A 23378-nucleotide genomic window follows, 5' to 3' on the forward strand; every position below is an offset into this window, starting at 1 on the left:
TCAACCCTCAAATTTTTCTTATCATTCATTATACCTTTAATTCATTAATCTCAAAAAGTATTTCTCCCCCATCCAAACTAAATGATAAAATAGAATGAATCCGTCAAACATAGTACATAATCTCATGAAGTATGAAAAGGGAGGATATTCATAGTGGAACATTTAATAAACCCTCTAGTAAAAGAAGTTCAAATATCAGGGATCCGTAAATTCTACAATATGGTCGCTGAAATCGAAGGCACCATTTCCTTAACGATAGGACAGCCTGACTTTCCAACTCCAATGCATATTAAAGAAGCGGCAAAACAAGCCATCGATAATGATTATACCGTTTATACTCACAATGCCGGCTATCAGGAATTAAGGGAAGCTGCTTCTGAATATGTAAAGGATAAATACAAGCTTAGTTATGATCCATCGAATGAAGTTATAGTGACCTCGGGTGCAAGTGAAGGCATTGACATTACCTTTCGAACGATCCTCATCCCAGGGAACGAAGTAATATTACCAGGGCCGGTCTATCCAGGATACGAACCCATCATCAAAATGTGCGGTGCAAACCCGATTTATGCCGATACAACAAAAAATGGATTTCGTTTGACTGCAGATATAATTGAAAAGTACATAACTGATCAAACTCGTTGCATCGTCCTGCCATATCCATCGAATCCGACTGGGGTTACGTTGTCTTCCAAAGAATTATTGGACATTGCCGAACTGGTAAGGGGCAAGGACATCTTTATATTGGCGGATGAAATATACAGTGAACTTGTATTCGATCAGGAACATGTATCGATTGCCACGTTCTTAAAAGAACAAACCATCGTCCTGAACGGTTTGTCCAAGTCCCATTCCATGACCGGGTGGAGAATTGGCCTTCTGTTTGCGCCTGCAGCCGTGTCTCAGCATATCCTGAAGGTCCATCAATACAATGTGACTTGTGCCTCCTCCATATCGCAGAGAGCTGCCTTGGCTGCCTTGACCGCAGGTAAAGATGATGCCATTCCCATGAAGACAGAGTATGCACGGAGACGTGAATACGTATACAGTCGTTTACAAGCGATGAAACTGGAAATAATCAAACCAAATGGTGCTTTTTATTTCTTTATAAAGCTTCCGAAAGGCTACACCACCTCCCTCGACTTTTGCCTCAAGCTTGTTAAACAGGAAAAAGTGGCAGTAGTCCCTGGAGATGCTTTCTCTCCACTTGGCGAAGGGTACTTTAGGATATCCTATGCCTATTCAATGGAAACACTTGAAAAGGCTTTGGACCGTATAGAAGCATTTTTAGCTTGATTGAACCGGACAAAGAAGTGGCCTTCAATAAAACGATTGAAGGCCACTTTCCTATTCTCGAAGATTTCAGCTACTGATTGTATTACACCATGTCGGATAACTAATACAATCTCCGTAAAAAACGAATTTCCCGATATCCCTCTTCCTTATTCGTCGTGGTAAGGCTCACTTCAACGATCGACCCAAGTAAATCAGCCATCACTTCTTCAAATTCCTTTGCGGAGCGCGGCTTTGAAAGACCTAAACTTTTCAATTCGCGCATCAGGATCTGGAAGCCGGCATTCGTTTCGATATGACTGAATTTCACCGGCAAGATTAGCGGACTTTCATTCATTAATTTCAGATCCCAACGAATGGGCTTTGTTTGATGAATGGTTTTCTCACGTTTATACCCTTCAATCCTGACAATATATCGACCATCTTCTAATTCCTGGAATTTCATATTGATATCATCGAATTCGCCCATAACGATCACTCCTTTTTGTAAAGGCTGTCGCTATCAGCTTATTCATGAAAAAGATATGCTAGCACTTAATTATAGTGTTTATATAATGCCTGGGTACCGCTATTTTCCTCGCCAGCTTCTGCCAGCCCCTCATATAGGGATTTGCTCAGGCTTAACCCCGGAGCCTCCATTCCCATCCTTTCAGCTTCATCAAGTGCAATTTTCATATCCTTAATAAAATGCTTGATATAAAAACCTGGTTCAAAATCCCCTTTGACCATTCGCGGCACAAGATTGGACAGTGACCAGCTTCCGGCAGAACCCGAAGATATGCTTTTCAGAACCTGGTCCGGATCCAACCCCGCCTTTTTGGCATAAGAAATCGCTTCAGTTACTCCGATCATGTTAGATGCAATGGCAATTTGATTGCACATTTTCGTATGCTGGCCTGACCCAGCAGGACCTTGGTGGACAACATTACTGCCCAGGGTATCAAAAATGTGCCGGACCGCTTCAAACGCCTCACTATCGCCGCCAACCATTATCGTAAGCTTCGCATCACGAGCACCGATATCCCCTCCAGAAACCGGTGCATCCAATGATTCCATTCCTCTTTTCTTGGCTTCCTCTGCTATTCTCACGGCCAAGGATGGTGTGGAGGTAGTCATATCGATTAAACGGGCTCCTTTTTTCCCATTCTTGATAAGACCATTTTCCCCAAGATAAATTTCTTCCACATCGCTAGGATATCCTACCATTGAAATGATCACATTAGCTTTCTGTGCGATTTCCTTAGGTTCAGATGCCCACTTTGCACCCTGTGAGAGAAGTTCACTTGCCTTTGCTTCCGTCCTTGTATAAACGAATACCTCAAATCCTGCCTTAAGTAAATTGGCCGCCATACTTTTTCCCATAACTCCCAAACCTATGAATCCGATCACATCGTTCGATTGCGTCACTGCAAATTCCTCCCAATCATTTTGTTTAAAACCTTAAATGGACTTTATCATTCCTCCATCAACTAAATAGGACTGGCCAGTTAAATATGTATTAGCACCTGAAACAAGGAAAGTAACGAACTTGGCAAATTCCTCGGGTTCCCCATAACGGCCAAGTGGGATTTTATTGATGGATTGTTCAGTGACCTTCTCAGGTGTGACGCCTTGTTTTTCTGCATTCATTTTATCAAGGTGCTGAACGCGGTCTGTTGCGATCCTTCCAGGACCAACTGTATTGACCAAAATCCGGTCTGGAGCTAACTCGGAAGCTAACGTCTTTGACAACCCCACGATTGCAGTCCGGAATGTATTCGATAATATCAATCCAGGAATCGGCTCCTTAATGGATGAAGATGCAATATTTACGATTTTTCCGCCCTGTTTTTTTAGATGCGGCAAGCTCTCACGAATCGTCCTTATGAAGCTTAGTAAATTAAGTTCGAAAGATTGTTGCCATTCTTCATCATTGAAATCTGTAAATGATCCCCCCGGGGGCCCACCAGCGTTATTAATAAGAATGTCGATACCGCCCAACTCTTCAACAGTTTTCCCAACCAAGCTTTTAATATCTTCAGCCTTTGTTATATCCGTTACCATATAAGTCACTTTACCAGCCCCAAGCTGTGATAATTCCCTTTGCACGGCGGCTAGCTTTTCACCATCACGGCTGGCTAGCATGACATTTGCTCCTTCTTTTACCAATTCTACTGCCATCGCCTTTCCCAAACCTTGGCTTGAAGCTAAAATCAAAGCATTTTTCTTTTCCAAATGTAATTCCATAAAATATCATATCCTCCATTTCGTAAAATAAAATAATAATTCCATTATATCGTCATAATCGAAATGTGAAAAATCTGAATAATCATTCTCTGGTTTTTTTTATTCCCTGTTGTTAAACTCAAAAAAATTGCCGGTTGGATAAACCAACCGGCGACAAAGGGGGAAATGAGAATGTCAGCTGCCCTAATAGAGCCAAACAACTGTGCTTGCTTTTTATTTACCCCCATTTTGTTGCAATAAACATTCTTTATCAAAATGTTAAGAATAAATTACAGGAAAGCACCCCATCCGAAGGGGATGGGGTGCCGTTTATATCATTTATTTATTGCTTCAAAGCGTTAACTACTGCTTCTTTCACATTATCATTCGTATCCAGCACTAAAACTTCCTGAGATAGTTTTTTCATCTCTTCAAGCGAAAGTTGGCTGATTAAGGAACGTGCTTTTAAAATGGAAGTGGCACTCATTGAGAATTCATCAAGGCCCATTCCGATCAAGATCGGGATAGCCACTTCATCTCCAGCCATCTCACCGCACATCCCGGCCCATTTCCCTTCTTTATGAGCTGCATCTATAACCATTTTAACAAGGCGTAAAATCGCTGGATTATATGGTTGGTATAAATAAGATACTCTCTCATTCATTCGGTCAGCGGCCATCGTATACTGAATCAAGTCATTAGTGCCTATGCTGAAGAAATCGACTTCCTTAGCAAATATATCAGCCATCACTGCAGTTGAAGGGATTTCAACCATAATTCCGACTTCAATTTTTTCGGCAACTTGAACACCATTATCAAGCAATTCCTGTCTAACTTCAGCCAAGACGGCTTTTGCTTCGCGGAATTCAGCTAATGTTGCAATCATCGGGAACATGATTTTCAAATCACCGTAAATGCTTGCACGAAGCAGGGCACGGAGCTGGGTCCGGAAAATCTCCTGCTCATTTAAGCAGAGGCGAATCGCACGGTAACCAAGGAAAGGATTCATTTCCTTAGGAAGCTCTAGATAAGGTAACTCCTTGTCTCCGCCTATGTCAAGCGTTCTGACGACTACAGGCTTTCCTGACATTCCTTCCAGCACCGCTTTGTACGCCTCGAACTGTTCTTCTTCACTCGGGAAGTCATTTCTGCCCATATAAAGAAATTCCGTACGGTATAACCCGATGCCTTCACCGCCATTTTGATGAACGCCCTCTAGATCTTTCGGCGTACCGATATTGGCAGCCAATTCCACATGATGACCATCTTTTGTAACCGTTTGTTCATGAACCAGTTTCGCCCACTCAGCCTTTTGCAATGCATATGCTTCCTGTTCCTCTTCGTAGCGTTTCACGAGTTCAGGAGTAGGATTGATGTGCACTTCACCCTTTAAGCCATCAATAATGACCAAGTCACCATTTTCAATGGATGAGGTTACTGACTTTGCTCCAACGACTGCTGGAATTTCCAATGAACGCGCCATTATGGCTGAATGGGATGTACGTCCACCGATATCGGTCGTAAATCCTTTGACGTAAGCCGGATTCAATTGTGCTGTATCGGAAGGAGTCAAATCCTCCGCAATGATGATCACTTCTTCAGCAATCATGCTTGGATTTGGAATATGAACACCTAAAAGATGTGACAACACCCGTTTCGTAACGTCACGGATATCCGCTGCACGTTCCTTCATGTATTCATTATCCATTTGTTCAAACATAGTAATGAACATGCTTGCGGTTTCATTTAAGGAAAACTCAGCGTTGACGTTTTCCGATTGTATTTTATCCTGAATTGGAGTGATAAGTTCCGGATCAGCCAAAACAAGCAGGTGTGCGTCAAAAATAGCGGCTTTATCGGCCCCTAAGTCCTTTTCGGCTTTTTCCCTGATTATCTCCAATTCAACTGTTGACTTTTGAATAGCTTCCTTAAAACGGGATATTTCCGCCCCGACATCTTCTATGCTTCTTTTTTCAATCGATAAATCTGGCTCAGTAAGTCGATAGGCTTTAGCGATGGCTATTCCGTTTGAAGCTGCTATTCCACTAATCAAAGTGGACATTATTCTGCTAATCCTTCTCTATTCAACGTTTCAGCAAGTGTGTTCAGTGCATCATTTTCATCGCTTCCTTCAGCAGTAATCGTAATCTCTGCCCCTTTGCCAATACCTAGTGACATTACACCCATAATGGATTTAAGGTTCACTTTTTTCTCTTTATAAGCAAGGTTTATTTCTGAATCGAATTTTCCGGCAGCTTGTACCAGCAATGTAGCCGGCCGAGCATGTATTCCTGTTTCTGCAGTTACTGTAAATGTTTTTTCCACCATATAAATCAATCTCCTTTAGATAAATTAACAAAATAAGTTATGTAAGGGGTGTTCTCTAACCAATCAGTAAAGAAATGCCCTTTTCCTTATCAGAATAGCATTATCATCCCCAACAAACAAACCATAACTATCTGGTACCTAAAAAATAGTACAAAAATATAGATAGAACTGCAACCATTACTTTTCAGATTCTTCAATTATTAAATGGAAAGCTGTGCATTTTTGGTAAAAAAAGCTCTGAAACTAAGCATAATGAAAAGGACGACCGTTAATGAAACACTCCCGAGAATTCCGATAATTATGGCAATCTGGTATTCAATTGCGATGAGTGGGCTTATTCCCGACAGGATTTGCCCTGTCATCATTCCTGGAAGGAAAATAATTCCCATCCCGAGCATATTGTTCAAAGTCGGGAGGACTGCCGAGTCGAATGCAGCATCCACATATTTCTTCACAGCCCTTGCAGGAGTCGCTCCAAGCATCAACATCGCTTCTACTTTTTCACGATTACTGCTAATCCCATCATGGAGGTTTTTAAGCGCTAATGTCACACCAGTCATTGCATTCCCCACGATCATCCCTGCTATTGGAATGAAATACCTTGGCTCATACCATGGCGTGAAATGGATCACGACCACATTAAAATAAAACAAGGCAGCCATGGGACCTGACAACATACTTAGGATGACCATCCTTTTAATTTTCTTATTGAGCGTATAGGGCACTTGCTTAAAAATATTATGGATGGAGAACAAAGCCATTGCACATAGAAATCCTAAAGAAAGTAAAGGGTGGGGATTTTCAAAGATATATGTCAAAACGTATCCGGCAAGAATGAGTTGGACCGTCATCCGTACCGTAGCGAGCATGATTTGCTTTTCCCGTGAAATCCCTCGCCATTTAACGATAATGAGCAGTACTACAACAAAGACATAGGCTGCACAAAGTCGCCAGAACTCAATATCTATTATCCCATTACCCTCCATTAATAGTCACCCTCCTTGGCCTTTTTCAGAACGATCATCTTTTCAGCACATATGTCCGCAAGCTGTTTTGAATGGGTAATCATGATGACCGTTCCTTTTTCCCGCTTTACTTCGTCTAAAAAACGGCTCATGACCCTTAGCTCGGTTTCCTCATCGAGAGCTGAAGTCGGCTCATCCAGTAAATACACTTCTGGTCTCAATAAAAGTAATCTCGCTAGTGCCAGCCTTTGTTTCTCCCCTCCAGAAAGATTCTCCGCCCCCTCATCTAAAGACTTCTGCAATTGTACGGTTTCAAGTGCTTTCACCAATTCGGCTTTATCCTTTTTTTCCCGTTCTGTCAATTCCAGGCCCAGCTGGAGATTTTCTTCAATCGTTCCCGGAAAAGTGAACGGTGTCTGAGAAAGCATTGTGACTTTACGTCGGAGCTCTATCGGGTTGAAATTATCCAGCAACTGATCTTGATAATAGATTGAACCGCTATCCGGGTCATCCATCCTGTTCAATAATCGTAGCAGTGATGTTTTTCCTGCTCCGCTTTCCCCTGTCAAGCAAGTAACCATGCCATCGGATATTTTCAAATCATCAATATGCAGGATGCCTTTATACCTAATTTTTTCAAGCCTAAACATCATTTATCACGCCTGCCTCCCTTACTCCACCTTATCATTATAAGAAACTATCATGATATGGGGTAGCGATGCATATGAAAATTTTAATGTTATTTCATTTTCTTTCGCTTTTTTATAGGTTAGTATTATTCCTGCCGAATATATCCATGATGGACATGGAAAACACCTTTAAAATGGAGGACTTATCATGAACAGAAATTCCTTTTTACATTCTTATCTGCCTGTTTTTCTCCTGACTGCCATATGTCTGATCACTTTGACTGGCTGTCAGGCCGCATCAGATAACTTGATCAATGAATCGAAACAGGAAGATTCAATGTCCAATGAAGATATTCAATCCAGCACGAATTCTTCCAAAGAAGAGAAAGGCAGGACATTCACAGCCGAGATCGTCAGGGTTGTCGATGGAGATACAGTAAAAATCAAAATGCCAAATGGAAATGAAGAAACGGTCAGGCTCCTTTTGGTGGATACCCCAGAAACCGTGCACCCCTCCAAGCCCGTTCAGCCTTTTGGACCTGAAGCAAGCAAGTTCACCAAGGATTTAATGCCTGAGGGCTCTAAAGTGGAAGTAGAAACCGGCATTGGTGAAAGAGATAAATATGGCCGGCTGCTGGCCTATTTTTATGTTGATGGAAAAATGGTGAATAAACTACTGCTTGAAAAAGGACTGGCCAGGGTAGCCTATGTTTATGCACCGAACACTAAATATCTTGATGAATTGGAAGATATGCAGAAACAAGCCCAAAAAGAAGAAATCGGGATTTGGTCAATTGAAAACTATGCAACTTCAAAAGGATTTGATGATTCGAAGTCCGGAGAAGAATCAGAGAAAAAAACCACTGTCAATTCATCTTGCAATAACCCAGAAATTAAAGGGAATATAAACTCTAAAGGCAATAAAATATATCACATTCCTTCGGGCCAATATTACGAAATAACTAAACCGGAAGAAATGTTTTGTACCGAACAAGACGCACAGGAAGCTGGATTCCGAAAATCGCAGAGTTAAAAAAACAATGGTTTTATCAACATCCCCACATTGGATCACAATCATAAGTGTTTAGGGGGATACATATTGAAATACAAAAGGAATGAAGCATTTTGTTTCAGCTTTTCTCCCCCACTTCCTCTTTTTTCATCTTGAGCTACATGTGAAAGTGGACTTTGAGCTATTGCTGATGTTTAAAATAAATGATGATTCATTGAATTGCGATAAATCTATCGAAAAAAGAATGAGTGTATGGTTTCGGCACATCCAATATTCGGATGTGTCTTTCATTTATTCAAACCCATATTCAAAAGTACTCTCCAAACTTCTGAATCTTCCTTTCCCTTTCAATAAGTTTCTGGTTCAGCGCCTGAAAACCAACGTGTTTTCCTTACATTTCTCACTTATGCCCTTTCGCTATAACCGAACGAATTATTTATGGTAGAAGCACCCGGGAATACATGAAAGTGCACTTTCTAAAGGTAGCTTGCTCAATGGAAGATTTCTCAGCTCTAAAGACTGAATTTACCCCGATGATCCATCATATTATCCGCTCACTATCGATCTATAAGAATAAAGAAGAATATTTTCAAGTAGGTTTGATTGCTTTATGGGAATCAATCGGGAATTTCAATGAGGAATACGGACAATTCTCTAACTATGCCTATACTGTAATCAAAGGCAAAATCCTGAACGAATTAAAGCATCATCATAAATATGAAACCTGCACCGAACCATTTGATTCCTTCATACTAGAGATTAAAGATCCTTTTTCAATCCACGAAGAGGCCTTCCCCATCGAAAATATATTACCTTATACGGAAGGCTTGACAAAGAATCAGCAACGCTGGCTTTTACAGACGTACTTGGAAAATAAAACAGTGAGTGAAATTGCTGAGGTATATCAAGTTACTGCTGCAGCCGTCAAATCATGGAGAAAGGCCGCTTTAATTAAATTAAGGAAGCAAGTAGATTCCCATTGTAAATAATGAAGATAGGGTGGCTCACTCATGAGCCACCCTAAAATATCAGTCCATTAACTTCTCGCCTCTTCTAAATAAGTATAAATTATTTCACCGTTATGGAGAGCATTCCCCCGGAAATGTTTAAAGTCTTCCCTTTTTATAAGAACCTCACGAAAAGCTAAAAATTCTTCTTTTGTTATCCTGAATTCATCCATTTCTCGATTTGCCAGTTTATCGAGTACATCTTTCGCTTCTTCAGCATTCATAATATTATCCTCCTAATTTTTAAATATTCTATCCATAATCAGACAGGAGAAATTCCGTTTCCATTTTATCATAAGCATGCCACTTTATATAAATCAGAATTTTTTGAGGCTCACTTGCTACATATTTCTTTACGTATGCTTTAAAATAGTGCAAACTGTATAGTAAAATATCATAATGTAAAATGATTGGCATATTTTGTACATAGGATTACATACTGGTACGCATAACTGCGTTTTCAAGATATACCAAATTGTGCCATTTCATCACTACTGCTCCTTTACAAGAATTGCTACTCCCTTTAAAAGTTTAGCTTACTGTACCGACAGAAGAGATATCCAATTCTCTTACTTGCACTCCCCACGTCAAAATCTAAACGGCAAGATGTTCGAATAATCCAATTACTCCATAGTTACTTTTTGATCATTGTAAAACGAAATGGGAAAGGATGATTACCATGAAGAAAGCGGAAGTCGGAAATATCATTGAATTTAGAGAAGGCTTAAAAGGAATCGTCGAGAAAGTGAACGAGAACTCAGTAATCGTGGACGTCACGTATATGGAAAATTATCGTGATTTGGAACTTGAGCAGAAAACCGTCGTCAACCATAAAAATTATAAAATCATAGGATAATTCAATGTAATCAAACGGGATGGTTTCTCAATGACCATTCCGTTTTCACTTTTTAGTAATCATTCCAATTTAAGTTCCTGCTTTTTTGTAACAATTTTCAATTGATAACGTCATTTTATTAAAGGGGAAATCACCAGCATGTCTGATTGCTGTGATATCTTTTATAGGAATATTGGAATTCTATCAGAAAGACGAGGGAAATGACATGACTAGTTGGACACGTTATATTGGCTGTGCCGCATTCGCCGCTTTTCTTCTGACTGGCTGCGGTATGACCGCAGACGAAAATGCAGACCAGCCACAGGAGAATTCTGTTAACGAGGAGAACGAAGGCAATTCTTCACATGGAGATAATGGCAATAACGGAAACAACAACAAAGTAAGACTGATGGAGCAAAACCTGCAATATATAAGTAACGGGAAAGCAATAGAAAAAACAGCGTTCTTAAAAAGAAGTGATAATCAACCGTTCAGCCTCTATGTTTTGCAACAATTTAAATTAAGTGCCGAAGAACCAGGAAAAGACATCGTGTTCCTGACTGAAGATGACTCCATTTATATGAGAATCGAATTATTGACGGCTGATGTCAATTGGGATGAAGTGGAAAAAAATATTCATGCCCAGCTGAAAAGCCTTTCAGACACGATTGTGGATCCAGCTCTTGATGTCGAGAACGGCATGGGATTTGAAGTGAAAAGTGGGGATGATGTGATTACTTCCATATTGCTTAAGGATGAAAAAACACCCGTCCGCTTAACTATGTTCACAAAAAAAGATAAGGATTACCGGGATGCTTTTCTACAGATGGCTAAGACGCTGATGAAAGGATGAACATTCATTCAGGTACGGAGGGCTAAGGTCATGCCCCCCGTTCTTCATTTCTCCTTCCCTCCCTTGCTTTTCCAGACAAGCATTAAAAAAAGCAGGCTTATGTATCCAAAAACCGGATAAATATATCCTAATAACCTTCCATATCCAAATTCACTTATGATTAAAGCTATTAAAAAAATCACCGCTATGATCAGCATGCTTGGCATTTTAATATAACCGCTTATTTGCCTCTGTAATCCATATATGTTTCCGATGACCGAAGTGAATATCTCCCCGTAAATCACCAAAATGAACATCCAATATAACTGGCTGGCTGCCGTTCTCATAATAACCGCCGAAGGAATTTCATAATTATTCACATCAGGAAGTGTCATAAGTGAAAAATGCCCCGTTAATAAAATGATGGTCAGGAATATTCCCCCAAGGATTGCACCATGTTTAATGACCTTCTCATCTCGGACTTCATAGGCAACCGGAACCAGCACAGCCTGTGCCAAGGCCAGGTTAAAGGCTGTATAGGCAAATGGTGACAAAATCATTTTCAGGGTAATCACTTCATCTGGCACTTTTGTAAGGGTCTTGAAGAACTCTCCATTTCCCAAAGTCGAGAAAAAAAGGATCAAACTGAAACAGATCATGATTGGTACAACAAAAGAGTTTACAGTGAATACACCGCGCATTCCCATCATCAAGACCAAGGAAGCCAGGATGATCGTGGACCAGCTCCCTATACTTTTCGGAACGCCAAGTTGTTCTTCGAAAACCGCGCCTGAACCCGAAATCATGACAGCCGTCACCCCCAACAGCATAATAAGGAAAAAGATGTTGATGATTCCTGCAATTTTCTTTCCAAAAAGAAATTGATTGAACTCCTCATAAGAAGAAGCCCTGATCCTTGCGGAAATGAGCATGATTTTAGTTCCAGTGTAAATGAAAATATAACCTGCTATTAAAATCCCAATAAAGCCATAAAAGCCATAACGGGTAAAAAACTCGACAATCTCTTTTCCAGTTGCAAAACCTGCACCGACGACTGTTCCTACATAAACCGCTGCAATCTGGAAAATCCCTGACCACCTTGACAGCATACTCTCCCCTCCTCCCTACATATATATGTAAGGAAGAGACATTTAAGACAAGCCAAGCAATATTCCTTTTGTCGGCTGTTTTCCCCTGGACTTTATGGCATTAAAGAGTTAGTTAACTTTCCTATCATTGTGTGGTCTGAATTTCCCTGTTCACCTATTTCGAATTTCTCTGTGAGGCTTTAGCAGAGCTTTTTGTACCAAACCTTCTGAACGTAGGAAAGATTAAAAAACGCTTAAGGAGTAATCCCCAAGCGTTTTATTAAAGCATCCAAATGATTACCGAATCATTAAAACATTATCTTTTATAATGCTTTATCATCGACAGTGGAAAGCCATTCGTCTATCACCTTAACGACCGACTGTACTGTCCCGTCAACAAATGGAGATTTCAGATTCGCAGATTCAACGAGATCAAGGAAGGACTTGCTGCCTCCAAGTTGACACAGATTCAAATAATCCTTCCAAGCCGTTTCATCTTTTTCAGCTGACCTTTTCCAGAATTGGAAAGCGCAAATTTGGGCCAATGTATAGTCGATATAATAAAAAGGCGACTGATAAATGTGGCTTTGCCGCTGCCAATACCCGCCGTTCTCCAAGTATTCATTCCCTTCATAATCACGATGCGGCAAATATTCCATCTCGATCTTACGCCAAGCCTGCTTTCTTTCAAGGGGGGAGGCTTCAGGATTTTCATAAACAAAATGCTGAAATTCATCAACAGCTACCCCATACGGGAGGAATGTGAGAGCACCACTTAAATGGGAAAACTTATACTTTTCCGTATCTTCCTTGAAAAATAGCTCCATCCATGGCCAAGTTAGGAATTCCATACTCATCGAATGGATTTCACAGGCTTCATATGTGGGCCAATAATACTCAGGAATGTCGAGATTACGGCTGCGATATACTTGGAACGCATGTCCTGCCTCATGCGTTAAAACATCTATATCCCCGGAAGTACCATTGAAATTGGAAAAGATGAATGGAGCTTTATAGTCTTCTATAAAAGTACAGTAGCCCCCGCTTTCTTTTCCTTTCTTCGCCACAAGATCCATCAGGTCATTAGCTATCATATAATTGAAAAACTCATTCGTTTCAGGCGAGAGCTCTTGGTACATCTTTTTCCCATTTTCGATGATCCACTCCGCAGGGCCTTTTGGAACGGCATTACCAGTCTTGAAATGAAAATTCTCATCATAATAGTTTAAATTCTCCAAACCAAGACGTTCGCGCTGACGTCCCTTCAGCCGGGTAACAAGCGGTACCACTTCCTTTTTAACCTGCTTGCGGAATGCAGCAGCCATATCAGCATCATAATCAGTCCTTGTCATTCGATAATACCCAAGCTCCACAAAGTTTCCAAAGCCTAGCGCTATCGAGATCTCATGCCTCACCTTGACAAGTTCATCGAATATACGATCCAAATCCACCTGCTTTTCTTCAAAGAAACCGTAATATGCCCGACTTGCATTTTTCCTTAACTCACGGTCCGCCGACTCCATAAAAGGCTGAAGCTGGGCAAGTGTCAGCTCTTTTCCATCAAAGTGAATTTTTGCAGAGGCAATTAATTGCGAATATTCACTCGATAATTTATTTTCTTTTTGCAGTTGCGGTATGATTTCGGGTGAAAAGGTTTTAAGTTGGGCTTCTGCCAAGTCAAATAGTTGATTTCCCCATTTCACCTCAAGCTCCTGACGATAATTCGAGCGAACGAGTTCATAGTAAAATTTTGATGTTAATTCTTCCATTTCAGGGGAGAAGTCATCTAAATAATCATTCTCCGCTTTATAAAATTCATCATTGGTATCAATGGAATGTCGAATATATACCAAATTAAACATCGTACCTACATGATTTCGAATTTCATTTATTTCTTCCATGGCTTTTATTTGCTCATCAGCATTTCCAGCATCCGTAAACTTTTCCAAAGCGTTCATGAACCGGGTTTTAATCTCATCCATTTCAGGACGTTTATATTCATACTCAGTAAATTTCATATGTACACTCCTTTTCATGATATAACGACATTTTTTAATCCAAATTAATGTTATCCACCAATCGAAATCACTTTCAAGACACATTCTCATTAATAGCGGTTATCGTAATATAATTTAATTCGCCACAACGGTATTAAAAACCTTCATGTCCTTGAAACAAATTAGGTTTTATTAGCCATAAAAAAACCAGCACCTGCAGTAAACTCCGGGTGCTGGTTCTTAAGCTAATTTTGAGCGGAATACCCAATCTTTTTAAGCAATTCTATCACGGTTTCCTTTTCATCTTGCGTAAGTACACTCATGATATCATCGATTCTTTTTTCATGCTCGGGAAATACCCCTTCAATGAAGGCTTTTCCTTTTTCCGTAATTTTTGCAAAGGTTACACGGCGATCCTCTTTACATGCTATTCTCTGTAGATAATCCTTCTGTTCAAGTTTATCCACGACATAGGTAATGCTGCCGCTCGCTAGCAGGATTTTTCCTCCTATTTGCTGAAGAGGCTGATCGCCTTTATGATAAAGTAATTCCAGTACTGCAAACTCAGTTGGATTCAAACCCTCTTCGGCTATATGTTTATTTACCACATCATTGATAGATCTATGTGCTCTAGACATCACTATAAACAGTTTCAAAGACTGTTGGATGTTATTATTCTCCATAACTTCACAACCTTAAAGTTTTTAATTAAAATATCTTGAATTAAAAGTTATTATATGACATTATGACTTTTTTGTCAATCTGCCCTGTTTAGTATGCACTATTGTTTAATCACTCATTTTGATATACTTGAAATAAAAGCTAAAGTAGTGACAAACATGAAAACAAGGCATAAATTCACCGCATATCTACTTATTGTTATTTTACCATTAATTATTTTGTCAATCATTTATTGGACACATTTAGAACGTTCCATTCAAAAAGAAAGACAGGAACAAGCTGAATGGGCGGGAACCGTTTATCAAGAATACATAGATCAAGTTATAAGTGAAACGAAGGAAATCCTTGAGATGCTTAGCCTTAGCAGTTCGGTTCTTTATATGGATGATAAAAAAACCGAACTTCTTATGAAATGGATCAAAGATACAGATTCCAGGTATGCCGGAGTATATTGGCTAAATCAGGATGGCGTTTCCATCTCAGGGACGAATAAATATTTCCATCATTACTCTTTAATTGAACAGGGTGATATTGAGCTTGCAGTAAAAACTCAAAAAGCTGTTGTTATAGGAAAAAAGGATCCATATAAACCTGATTTCGATTATATTTCCATTTTTGCTCCCATCCTGGATCATGATAAAAAGGCGCAAGGATTTTTATTGGCACATATTAGGCTCGATGATATGGAAAAAACATTAAAAAAACTCAGCCCTGGTCATGCCTTTATCTTGGAAACAAGCGATAAAACCCGAATTCTAGATATAAATACCGAAGAATTCACTGGACATTCAACATGGGTGGATGTTCCTTTAACCGAAGTGGATTGGACTCTTTCGGTCAAGATGCCCGACAGGATTAATACAAATAACATGAATTTCTTTTTAATACTTGTCTTTTTCACCTTCCTTTTTACTCACATGATCTATAGCGTCATGGAGGAACTGATCGTTCGCAGGAATACCAAAAACCAAAAGTTATTAAACGATAGGCAAAAAATAGATTTTGTCGGCACATTGGCTGCCAGTACGGCACATGAAATAAAAAATCCACTTACCGGCATAAAGGGGCTGGTACAATTACTGGTTGAAAAACATCCAGAAGAACAAGATCAGTTTTATTACTCTGTCATCATGAAGGAAATTGAACGGATCAATAGTATAGTGAGCGAATTTTTGATTTTAGGGAAACCCATGACCCAGTCTTTATCCTTATATGATATTCGCAGTATCATTGCTGAATTGAGACCAATAATAGAATCAGAAGCACGTCACTTCAATATAGAAGTGGAATGGAACATCGTAAAGGAACCGATCATGGTTCATTGTACAAAGGACCAACTCAAACAAGTCATTCTCAACATTGCCAAAAACGGTTTCGAGGCAATGGAAGTTGGGGAAAAGTTAAGGATTCGGATTCATCATGAAAATGAATGGGCTAAAATCATAATTATCGACAACGGTCATGGACTGAATGAAAAAGATATCGGTAAGGTCTTCGATCCCTTTTATACATCGAAAAAGGAAGGAACCGGATTAGGGCTATTCGTGTGTAAACGAATAATTGAATCTTTTAACGGAACCATCGAGTTTTCAAGTAAACCTATAAACGGTACAACCGTTACAATCAGCTTACCTTTAATAAAAGACCAACCATTGAAGGGTTTAATTTTTAAAAATGAAGACTAGAGAACGATTCCGATTATTTTATAAGGGTGTCATGCATACGGGACATACTTAATGAATCTATTTATGGAATAGATAAAATTCTTAATCAGGAAGAAGGAAATATACATATGGGAAGTATCGCTGCCATTAAACCAAACCCGCAAAAACAAGATATGACTCTGAAAATCATGATCATCATAGGCATCTGCCATTTAATGAATGATTCACTTCAGGCCGTAGTTCCGGCCATGTTCCCAATCCTGGAGAAATCAATGTCGCTAACGTATACACAGCTGGGGATGATTGCATTCTGCCTGAATATCGTCTCATCCCTTCTGCAGCCGGCAGTTGGGTTCTATACAGATAAAAAGCCCCTTCCCTATGCATTGCCCATTGGATTGACCAGTACTTTAATAGGCGTCATCATACTTGCAATTGCCCCAAACTATACTGTTATCCTTGGTGCAGTCATCTTGATGGGCTTTGGGTCAGCCATTTTCCATCCGGAAGGTTCTAGGGTTGCCTACATGGCAGGCGGCCCTAAGAGAGGCCTGGCGCAATCAATTTATCAGGTTGGCGGGAATAGCGGGCAAGCCCTTGCCCCACTCATCACAGCCATCGTACTTGTTCCTTTCGGTCAAAAAGGCGCACTCTGGTTTGCCTTGGTTGCCTTAACGGCCGTTATCCTATTGCTGTATATTGCCAAGTGGTATTCTCAAAAATTAGTTCACTTCCAGCCTAAAAAGCTTGCTGCAAAAGTAATCAATAAAGAACGGTCCCATAAAGTGGCCAAAGCCTTGGTATTAATTTTATTCATTATTTTTGCCCGTTCCTGGTATGTATCTTGCATGACGAACTTTTATAGTTTTTATTTGATCGAGCAGCATTCATTCACGATAAAATCCGCTCAGATTTTCCTATTTGCCTTTTTAGCTGCTGGAGCTGTAGGTACGTTTTTCGGTGGCCCGCTTGCGGATAGATTCGGTCGTAAAAATGTAATTTTCTTTTCTTTCGCTGCAAGCATGCCAATAACCGCACTTTTACCATTCGTACCTCCTACAGCCGCTTTTATCTTATTATTGATGGCGGGATTCATTATAATGAGCAGTTTTTCTGTCACTGTAATATACGCACAGGAATTGGTCCCGGGAAAAGTCGGAACCATGGCCGGCTTGACTGTAGGCTTAGCCTTTGGAATGGGTGCCATTGGATCCGTTTCATTGGGTGCCATCGCAGATATAATCGGAATCGAATCCATGATTAAGATAGTGGGATTCCTGCCATTGCTTGGGATCATCAGCATATTGCTGCCGACTGATCTAACATTGAAAAAATGGTATGCACAAGAATGATTCGCAGAAGACATGCATGACTTCAAAATGGTTTTTTCCTGGAACCTATTTTTTATCATCTAAATACAATAAATTATTGTTTCGCCCAAAGGTTTACAAATAAGTAATGATAAGTACCATACAAAGGAGAAATATATGAGTGGAGTTTTATTAGGCAGCATCCTATCAGCTATGTCTACAGGGTTCGGTGCGTTACCAATCTTGTTCATTCAAGGTTCAATCACACATCGTTTCAGAGACACGCTGCTGGCATTTACCGCTGGTATCATGATGGCTGCTTCGTTATTGAGCTTGATTCCGGAGTCTTTAGCCACCGGAGGGTATACTCAGCTTGTCATTGGGGTTTTTCTCGGGGTAATGACATTAACGATCATGGAAAAAAACATTCCGCATATCGATCTCAGCCATACGAAAAGTGGTATTCAGTTCGATGAAAAGGCTTTGCTGATCATCACTGCCATTACGCTCCATAATATCCCTGAGGGTCTTTCTGTAGGTGTCAGTTACGCCTCGGATACAGCTGATACAGGTAACTTGATCGCTTTTGCCATCGGCCTGCAAAATGCCCCGGAAGGGTTACTTGTCGCCTTGTTTTTAATTAATCAAAAAATCGGTAAATTCACAGCGTTCCTGATAGCAACCTTGACCGGTACCATCGAAATAATTACGGGCTTATTGGGTTATTATTTAACCTCTTACATTGGGTTCCTGGTTCCATACGGCTTAGCTTTCGCTGCGGGAGCCATGCTTTTCATCGTTTATAAGGAATTGATTCCTGAAAGCCATGGGGATGGTAATGAACGCACCTCAACCTATTCATTCATTGTCGGTCTTTTGTTCATGGTAATATTATTGGAAATTTTGTAATCCAGACCTGACCATGGCTGGCTCCATTAAGTGAGTCAGCCCTTACTTTTTATTAATCAGTGTAATACATTCAGTTAAATTCCTGCTTCTAAACAAATCCGCTTGACATTGACGTTCCCGATGCATGAAGGACACCTTCTGGTGACCTCCCCTCGATGTATACCTCAAAGCAATAGTTATTCAAAAGATAATGATCGTCTTTTGTATATGATCTTTCTTGAATTGTTTTCATCAAATGTTTGTAAAGTTCATTTCCTACCTGTTCAATAACCCAAAAGGTGCTTATCTCCCCTACCGCTAATTTAAGAAGTGATGCATGCATTCAGATCCATTTAAAATGTAAAATCATCATTAAAGGGCTTCTGTACAATAACAACCATTTCTTCCCGCTTATTTCTCACTTCCACTGAAGAATGATGTTGAAGGATCAAATACTCATTTATAAGTTTATCAAGTTGCTCGCTTTGGCGAAGGGTATACTCATGACCTATTCCATACATTTTTGCCAACTCCATCATTTCCCAACGCTTCATTCGAATCTCAGAACAAATTTCCGTTGCACACTTAGAATTCATAACTACATTCACTACTCCTGCCCTTTTAAAGTTACATCATAAAAAGAAGTATTACAAAATATGCCTTATATGTAAATAGATTCGCAAAAAAAGACAAAACTTCTTAAATTGCGATAAAGCCTGACCCACCAGCAGACAGGATATGACGGAAATTCCGAACCATTATCCTCTTAATGATTTGATATGAAAAAGCCAGCTCCGAACATTCGATTCGAAAGGTCTTCAATTTTATTTCCATTGTTAGTTTCCGCTCAAAACACTTTGGTAGTTTACCACATTAGCAAACAAGGACAAATTTATCAATGAATAAAAAGATGGAATATCCCTTTAATTAGCGCAATATTTTTTCGATAGTACAACGTCAATTGTGATTCCAAGATGAAAATGATATAAAATGGAAGCAAAAAAAAGGAATCCATTGAATAAGGATCCCCCCATTTACTAAAAGAATTTTGCATGCTTTCTGATTGCTGAGCGAAAGTCTAGAATATTCCCTCCACTTATCTTCATTACTCGAATGGCAAATAAATATGAAAGCTCGTCCCTTTATCCACTTCGCTTTCCACTTCTATATAGCCATTGTGCTCTTCAATGATTTTATAGCTGACCATAAGCCCCAGTCCGGTTCCCTTGTCCTTCGTCGTATAAAAAGGTTCACCTAATTTTTTCAGCATTTCCGTTGAGATCCCCATGCCTTGATCGGTAATTGAAATACAAACATATTTCTCTGAAAATCGGATTGTTTTAATATGAACAGATCCGCCATCCGGCATGACTTCCAATGCATTTTTGATGATGTTGATGAACACTTGCTTTAACTGGTTCGCTTCACATAAAACCTTAAACTCATCTTCTTCGAAGTCTGTCTCGAATTGAATATTTTCCAGCAGGGCCTGAGCGGCCAGTAATTCCAGTGTCTCCCTCAAAATGGTATGAACATCCTGTTTGAAAATTTTAAGTGCCTGTGGCTTTGCCAGTACCAAAAATTCCGTGATAATTGTTTCGATTCGCTTAATTTCAGATGTAATCACATGAAAATATGTGGAAAATTCCCCCTTGACGCCATCCTCAAGCAACTGGATAAACCCTTTTAATGCAGTCATTGGATTCCTGATTTCGTGAGCAATCCCTGCCGCCAGTTCGCCAACGACATTCAAAGTATCCGATTTTCGGATCTGTTCCTGCATTTCGAGATTTTTACTCACATCACGGAAAATACTCAGATTCAGGTTCGAATATAAATTTTTCCTGGTTAAAAATTCAATATGCTTAACTCTTCCATCTTCGAATGTTATTGGAATGATGGATGAGTAGACCTCATGCTTGTAAACATTTTCAATATGCCCGTTTAAGGCAGGAGCATTTTCAGGGATTTTCTCGATGAATTCCTTAACAGATAAAGATAGCAGTTTGCGCTTCGATATTTCCAATATCTTCTGACCCGCTTCATTAATATCGGTGAACCCTTCATTGTTCCATAATATCAAGCCGTCTAATGTTCCCTCAAAAATCTTCCTGAATTTCTTCTCACTATCCCTTAATTCCTTCTCAATCAGCCAGCGCTCACTGACATTTCGAAAGATTGTTACGTTATACCCATCACCTTCATGTTTTTTGGCAGTCAATTCAAGTAATTTTATTTGGTGATTCGGCATTTTATAAATAAGTTCCCCCCTCACTTGGGTGTCCCTTTCAAACGTTTCCATCATCTGCCCAAAATGATGGTTGTTGCTGTACACGTATTTCCAGATATAGCTGCCTATCAATTCCTTTCTGCTGGATTCAAAAATTTTACATGCTGATTGATTGACACGAAAAATGATTCCGTCATCATTCCAGAATATGATCGCATCCATGGACTGGTCGAATAATTCCGCAAAAATCCGTTCGCTCGTCTCTAACTTCTTTTCTATTAAATTTGATTCTGTAATTCTTCGAAGTACCGACATGTATAATTCATTTCCTACTGTTGAACTTATGGAAAAAGTAAAATGATGGAGTTCATCCCCGATCATTATCTCTACCTCACCTTTGAAGTTCGACTCAACAAAGGCCCTTTGTATGCTCTCGTCCCAATATGCCTTATAATCTGGTGAAATGAGGTCCCTCATATTCATTCCAACAATCTCTTTTTTCGGGATGCCCATGATATGAATAAAGGCATGGTTCACTTCCATGATTATTCCTGAACTGTCGAATAGTATGATGCTTTCTATGGCCGTATCAAAAATGTCCAAAAACATCTGCCTTGACATTATTGTTTCCCGGGACGAAGAAACCTCCAATGTCACATCCGCCAAACGATAAAATTGCTGTCCTTCGGAAGGAGCCCCCATACTCATAAACTCTATTTGTTTAAGGGCTCCGGTATGAAGCTGGATCATCTGCCTTTCACTGTCAATCGGTTTTTTGGGGGAACCGGACTCATCCTGATTATTTATAGGGATGACCTCGAGAAAATCAGTTATCTTCATGGACGCCAGCTGATCTTTAGATGTTTCCAGCAGGGCACATGCCGCATCATTGACATATGTGAGCCTTAGTTCCTCATCAACCCTAATAAAAGGCTCTGACATTGAATTGAAAATGTTCAAAAACCCTTCGATCTGCTTATTCAATTTTAAAATTTCCTGTTTATATTCCGTTTCATTCTCGTAGTCGATATTCATATTGACACCCCTTATCAAAACCCATCCTTACCAATCTTTTTATTCGACACCCATCTTGATTTTCCTCGGTAATTTCGAAAATCGATGCAATCATCTAAATCCAAAATTATCCTATATGTCAAATTATAGTATGTTGAATCATTTAAAACTTCGCGTTAAGCTTAATTTAAGGCTATTATACTAAATTTAATAAATATTGATTTAATACTACGTAATTAGGGTATAAGGAATAACAATGCTTTCTAGCTACCTTAAAAATTCATTAAATGGAGGCAACTATGAAACAACGTGATTTTTTCTTCGATAACGCCAAGTTCATTCTAATGGCTTTTGTCGTCTTTGGACATTTGCTGAATACGTATATACATGACAGTGAAACGATTTACGCTATATATAAAACCATTTATTCCTTTCACATGCCTGCCTTTATCCTTGTTTCAGGGTTCTTTGCAAAAGGCTTTTATCAAAAAGGATATTTAGCAAAAATTACAAAAAAACTGATTTTACCTTACCTCATTTTCCAATTGATATATACCGTTTACTATTATTTCTTATATGAACGCTCTGCAATCACTGTAGATTTGCTTGATCCCCAATGGTCGCTTTGGTTCTTGATCAGTTTATTCTGTTGGAACATAATGCTACTTGGTTTTTCAAAGCTAAAGCCATCAATAGGCATAGGTTTATCCATTTTAATCGCATTATTGATTGGGTATATTGACCATATCTCCAATTACCTTAGTCTCTCGAGGACATTCGTTTTTTTCCCGATGTTTTTAATCGGGTACCATTTAAGCAAGGACCATTTAAAAAAGCTATTCACACCCAAGGTTCGTTTTGCTTCACTTAGTGTCATGATAGTGATTTTTATCGGGTTTTATTTAAATACAGATATCAATTATAAATGGCTGCTCGGTTCGAAACCATATGCCGAGCTTGAAGACGCGACAATCATATCCATGTTTAAACGCCTCGGATTTTATGGATTGAGCATAATTTCAGTGTTCAGCTTCCTTTCATTCATCCCGCGCGGACAATATTTCTTTACGAATTGGGGTAAACAAACCCTATATGTGTATCTGTTGCACGGATTCTTCATCCGTTTCTTCAGGGAAAGCACCATACAAGACTACTTCAGCAACAAAGAGAGCTTTATCATGCTCGCCGGCCTCTCTTTCTTGATCACCGTGTTATTGTCAAGCGAAATGATCGCTACAATGGCCCAGCCGATCATCGAGTTGAAGGCGACCAAACCAAAACGTTTCATGTCTAAAACAAAAGAGTATATAAAACAAGCATTTTGAAAGAAAACGGATAAAGCATTTTCTGCTTTATCCGTTTTTTAAAAACAATTCCATTTCGTTTCTCAAGCTGAAAAG

The 23378-nt window shown here is 39.5% G+C and carries 21 protein-coding genes and 1 pseudogene; 9 read left to right on the forward strand and 13 right to left on the reverse strand.

The features are described from left to right. Window positions 1-153: 153 nt before the first annotated feature. Window positions 154-1296 carry an aminotransferase A gene (locus QUF86_RS25070; RefSeq protein WP_289317310.1) on the forward strand — a complete coding sequence of 381 codons (1143 nt, stop codon included), beginning with the start codon at window positions 154-156 and terminating at the stop codon, window positions 1294-1296. A gap of 100 nt (window positions 1297-1396) precedes the next feature. Here the strand turns inward: QUF86_RS25070 and QUF86_RS25075 are convergent, their stop codons facing one another. The 7 genes and pseudogenes from QUF86_RS25075 to QUF86_RS25105 form a co-directional block, all read right to left on the reverse strand. Then, window positions 1397-1762, reverse strand: coding sequence for a hypothetical protein (locus QUF86_RS25075; protein ID WP_061462238.1), 366 nt, complete (start codon window positions 1760-1762; stop codon window positions 1397-1399). 65 nt (window positions 1763-1827) lie between these two features. Then, window positions 1828-2712: pseudogene (locus QUF86_RS25080) on the reverse strand (NAD(P)-dependent oxidoreductase); the annotation flags it as partial. Window positions 2713-2733: 21 nt separating this feature from the next. Further along, window positions 2734-3519 carry an SDR family oxidoreductase gene (locus QUF86_RS25085; RefSeq protein ID WP_289336007.1) on the reverse strand — a complete coding sequence of 262 codons (786 nt, stop codon included), beginning with the start codon at window positions 3517-3519 and terminating at the stop codon, window positions 2734-2736. A gap of 322 nt (window positions 3520-3841) precedes the next feature. Beyond that, on the reverse strand, window positions 3842-5560 hold the full coding sequence (gene ptsP, locus QUF86_RS25090; RefSeq protein WP_289317312.1) for a phosphoenolpyruvate--protein phosphotransferase: 1719 nt from the start codon (window positions 5558-5560) through the stop codon (window positions 3842-3844). Continuing rightward, entirely contained in the window at window positions 5560-5826 is a 267-nt protein-coding gene (locus tag QUF86_RS25095) for a phosphocarrier protein HPr (protein WP_230157562.1), read from the reverse strand. Before QUF86_RS25095 ends, ptsP begins: the two co-directional genes overlap by 1 nt. 200 nt (window positions 5827-6026) lie before the next feature. Further along, on the reverse strand, window positions 6027-6812 hold the full coding sequence (locus QUF86_RS25100) for an ABC transporter permease (protein ID WP_289336009.1): 786 nt from the start codon (window positions 6810-6812) through the stop codon (window positions 6027-6029). Continuing rightward, entirely contained in the window at window positions 6812-7441 is a 630-nt protein-coding gene (locus QUF86_RS25105; protein WP_289336293.1) for an ABC transporter ATP-binding protein, read from the reverse strand. The genes QUF86_RS25100 and QUF86_RS25105 overlap by 1 nt, the downstream gene beginning before the upstream one ends. 187 nt (window positions 7442-7628) lie before the next feature. Here QUF86_RS25105 and QUF86_RS25110 point away from each other — a divergent pair, with 187 nt between their 5' ends. Then, window positions 7629-8453: a thermonuclease family protein gene (locus QUF86_RS25110; protein ID WP_289336010.1), complete on the forward strand. Its 825-nt coding sequence runs from the start codon at window positions 7629-7631 to the stop codon at window positions 8451-8453. A gap of 473 nt (window positions 8454-8926) precedes the next feature. Next, window positions 8927-9421, forward strand: a complete 495-nt coding sequence (locus QUF86_RS25115; RefSeq protein ID WP_289336011.1) for a sigma-70 family RNA polymerase sigma factor — start codon at window positions 8927-8929, stop codon at window positions 9419-9421. 47 nt (window positions 9422-9468) lie between these two features. Here the strand turns inward: QUF86_RS25115 and QUF86_RS25120 are convergent, their stop codons facing one another. Next, on the reverse strand, window positions 9469-9663 hold the full coding sequence (locus QUF86_RS25120; protein ID WP_289317316.1) for a hypothetical protein: 195 nt from the start codon (window positions 9661-9663) through the stop codon (window positions 9469-9471). A 455-nt stretch (window positions 9664-10118) separates the two neighbouring features. Here QUF86_RS25120 and QUF86_RS25125 point away from each other — a divergent pair, with 455 nt between their 5' ends. After that, the gene (locus QUF86_RS25125) at window positions 10119-10295 is read left to right on the forward strand and encodes a YkvS family protein (protein ID WP_064505160.1); all 177 of its coding nucleotides are present in this window, start codon (window positions 10119-10121) and stop codon (window positions 10293-10295) included. A gap of 205 nt (window positions 10296-10500) precedes the next feature. Continuing rightward, a complete protein-coding gene (locus QUF86_RS25130) occupies window positions 10501-11127 on the forward strand; it encodes a hypothetical protein (RefSeq protein ID WP_289336012.1) in 627 nt (208 codons plus the stop codon). Between the two features lie 44 nt (window positions 11128-11171). Here QUF86_RS25130 and QUF86_RS25135 read toward each other — a convergent pair whose 3' ends face one another. The 3 genes from QUF86_RS25135 to QUF86_RS25145 form a co-directional block, all read right to left on the reverse strand. Further along, window positions 11172-12215 (reverse strand): YkvI family membrane protein, encoded by a 1044-nt coding sequence (locus tag QUF86_RS25135; protein WP_289336013.1) that lies wholly within the window; start codon window positions 12213-12215, stop codon window positions 11172-11174. A gap of 302 nt (window positions 12216-12517) precedes the next feature. Next, window positions 12518-14212, reverse strand: a complete 1695-nt coding sequence (locus tag QUF86_RS25140; protein WP_289336014.1) for a M3 family oligoendopeptidase — start codon at window positions 14210-14212, stop codon at window positions 12518-12520. Window positions 14213-14436: 224 nt separating this feature from the next. Next, window positions 14437-14874, reverse strand: a complete 438-nt coding sequence (locus QUF86_RS25145) for a MarR family winged helix-turn-helix transcriptional regulator (protein ID WP_289317320.1) — start codon at window positions 14872-14874, stop codon at window positions 14437-14439. 156 nt (window positions 14875-15030) lie between these two features. On the opposite strand from QUF86_RS25145, the gene QUF86_RS25150 reads away from it, so the two are divergent. The 3 genes from QUF86_RS25150 to QUF86_RS25160 all read left to right on the forward strand — a co-directional run bounded on the left by QUF86_RS25150 (window position 15031) and on the right by QUF86_RS25160 (window position 18755). Then, entirely contained in the window at window positions 15031-16557 is a 1527-nt protein-coding gene (locus tag QUF86_RS25150) for a PAS domain-containing sensor histidine kinase (protein ID WP_289336015.1), read from the forward strand. 107 nt (window positions 16558-16664) lie between these two features. Continuing rightward, window positions 16665-17888, forward strand: coding sequence for an MFS transporter (locus tag QUF86_RS25155; RefSeq protein WP_289336016.1), 1224 nt, complete (start codon window positions 16665-16667; stop codon window positions 17886-17888). 135 nt (window positions 17889-18023) lie between these two features. Next, entirely contained in the window at window positions 18024-18755 is a 732-nt protein-coding gene (locus QUF86_RS25160) for a ZIP family metal transporter (RefSeq protein ID WP_289317323.1), read from the forward strand. Between the two features lie 332 nt (window positions 18756-19087). Here the strand turns inward: QUF86_RS25160 and QUF86_RS25165 are convergent, their stop codons facing one another. Next, entirely contained in the window at window positions 19088-19330 is a 243-nt protein-coding gene (locus QUF86_RS25165; RefSeq protein WP_289317324.1) for an aspartyl-phosphate phosphatase Spo0E family protein, read from the reverse strand. A 509-nt stretch (window positions 19331-19839) separates the two neighbouring features. Then, complete coding sequence (locus QUF86_RS25170) at window positions 19840-21999, reverse strand: PAS domain-containing sensor histidine kinase (RefSeq protein ID WP_289317325.1); 2160 nt, start codon at window positions 21997-21999, stop codon at window positions 19840-19842. A gap of 278 nt (window positions 22000-22277) precedes the next feature. On the opposite strand from QUF86_RS25170, the gene QUF86_RS25175 reads away from it, so the two are divergent. Next, window positions 22278-23303, forward strand: coding sequence for an acyltransferase family protein (locus tag QUF86_RS25175; protein ID WP_289317326.1), 1026 nt, complete (start codon window positions 22278-22280; stop codon window positions 23301-23303). The last annotated feature ends 75 nt before the right edge of the window (window positions 23304-23378 follow it).

This window comes from Peribacillus sp. NJ11 (genome assembly GCF_030348405.1).
Classification (GTDB): Bacteria; Bacillota; Bacilli; order Bacillales; family DSM-1321; genus Peribacillus.

Bases quoted from the DNA above. Each gene is read 5' to 3' on its own strand.
- QUF86_RS25115 (WP_289336011.1), top strand. From the start codon at position 8,927: ATGGAAGATTTCTCAGCTCTAAAGACTGAATTTACCCCGATGATCCAT.
- QUF86_RS25135 (WP_289336013.1), bottom strand. From the start codon at position 12,215: ATGCTGTCAAGGTGGTCAGGGATTTTCCAGATTGCAGCGGTTTATGTA.
- QUF86_RS25120 (WP_289317316.1), bottom strand. From the start codon at position 9,663: ATGAATGCTGAAGAAGCGAAAGATGTACTCGATAAACTGGCAAATCGA.
- QUF86_RS25085 (WP_289336007.1), bottom strand. From the start codon at position 3,519: ATGGAATTACATTTGGAAAAGAAAAATGCTTTGATTTTAGCTTCAAGC.
- QUF86_RS25130 (WP_289336012.1), top strand. From the start codon at position 10,501: ATGACTAGTTGGACACGTTATATTGGCTGTGCCGCATTCGCCGCTTTT.
- QUF86_RS25105 (WP_289336293.1), bottom strand. From the start codon at position 7,441: ATGTTTAGGCTTGAAAAAATTAGGTATAAAGGCATCCTGCATATTGAT.
- QUF86_RS25075 (WP_061462238.1), bottom strand. From the start codon at position 1,762: ATGGGCGAATTCGATGATATCAATATGAAATTCCAGGAATTAGAAGAT.
- QUF86_RS25100 (WP_289336009.1), bottom strand. From the start codon at position 6,812: ATGGAGGGTAATGGGATAATAGATATTGAGTTCTGGCGACTTTGTGCA.
- QUF86_RS25160 (WP_289317323.1), top strand. From the start codon at position 18,024: ATGAGTGGAGTTTTATTAGGCAGCATCCTATCAGCTATGTCTACAGGG.
- QUF86_RS25155 (WP_289336016.1), top strand. From the start codon at position 16,665: ATGGGAAGTATCGCTGCCATTAAACCAAACCCGCAAAAACAAGATATG.
- QUF86_RS25175 (WP_289317326.1), top strand. From the start codon at position 22,278: ATGAAACAACGTGATTTTTTCTTCGATAACGCCAAGTTCATTCTAATG.
- QUF86_RS25170 (WP_289317325.1), bottom strand. From the start codon at position 21,999: ATGAATATCGACTACGAGAATGAAACGGAATATAAACAGGAAATTTTA.
- QUF86_RS25145 (WP_289317320.1), bottom strand. From the start codon at position 14,874: ATGGAGAATAATAACATCCAACAGTCTTTGAAACTGTTTATAGTGATG.
- QUF86_RS25165 (WP_289317324.1), bottom strand. From the start codon at position 19,330: ATGAATTCTAAGTGTGCAACGGAAATTTGTTCTGAGATTCGAATGAAG.
- QUF86_RS25150 (WP_289336015.1), top strand. From the start codon at position 15,031: ATGAAAACAAGGCATAAATTCACCGCATATCTACTTATTGTTATTTTA.
- ptsP (WP_289317312.1), bottom strand. From the start codon at position 5,560: ATGTCCACTTTGATTAGTGGAATAGCAGCTTCAAACGGAATAGCCATC.
- QUF86_RS25140 (WP_289336014.1), bottom strand. From the start codon at position 14,212: ATGAAATTTACTGAGTATGAATATAAACGTCCTGAAATGGATGAGATT.
- QUF86_RS25095 (WP_230157562.1), bottom strand. From the start codon at position 5,826: ATGGTGGAAAAAACATTTACAGTAACTGCAGAAACAGGAATACATGCT.
- QUF86_RS25110 (WP_289336010.1), top strand. From the start codon at position 7,629: ATGAACAGAAATTCCTTTTTACATTCTTATCTGCCTGTTTTTCTCCTG.
- QUF86_RS25125 (WP_064505160.1), top strand. From the start codon at position 10,119: ATGAAGAAAGCGGAAGTCGGAAATATCATTGAATTTAGAGAAGGCTTA.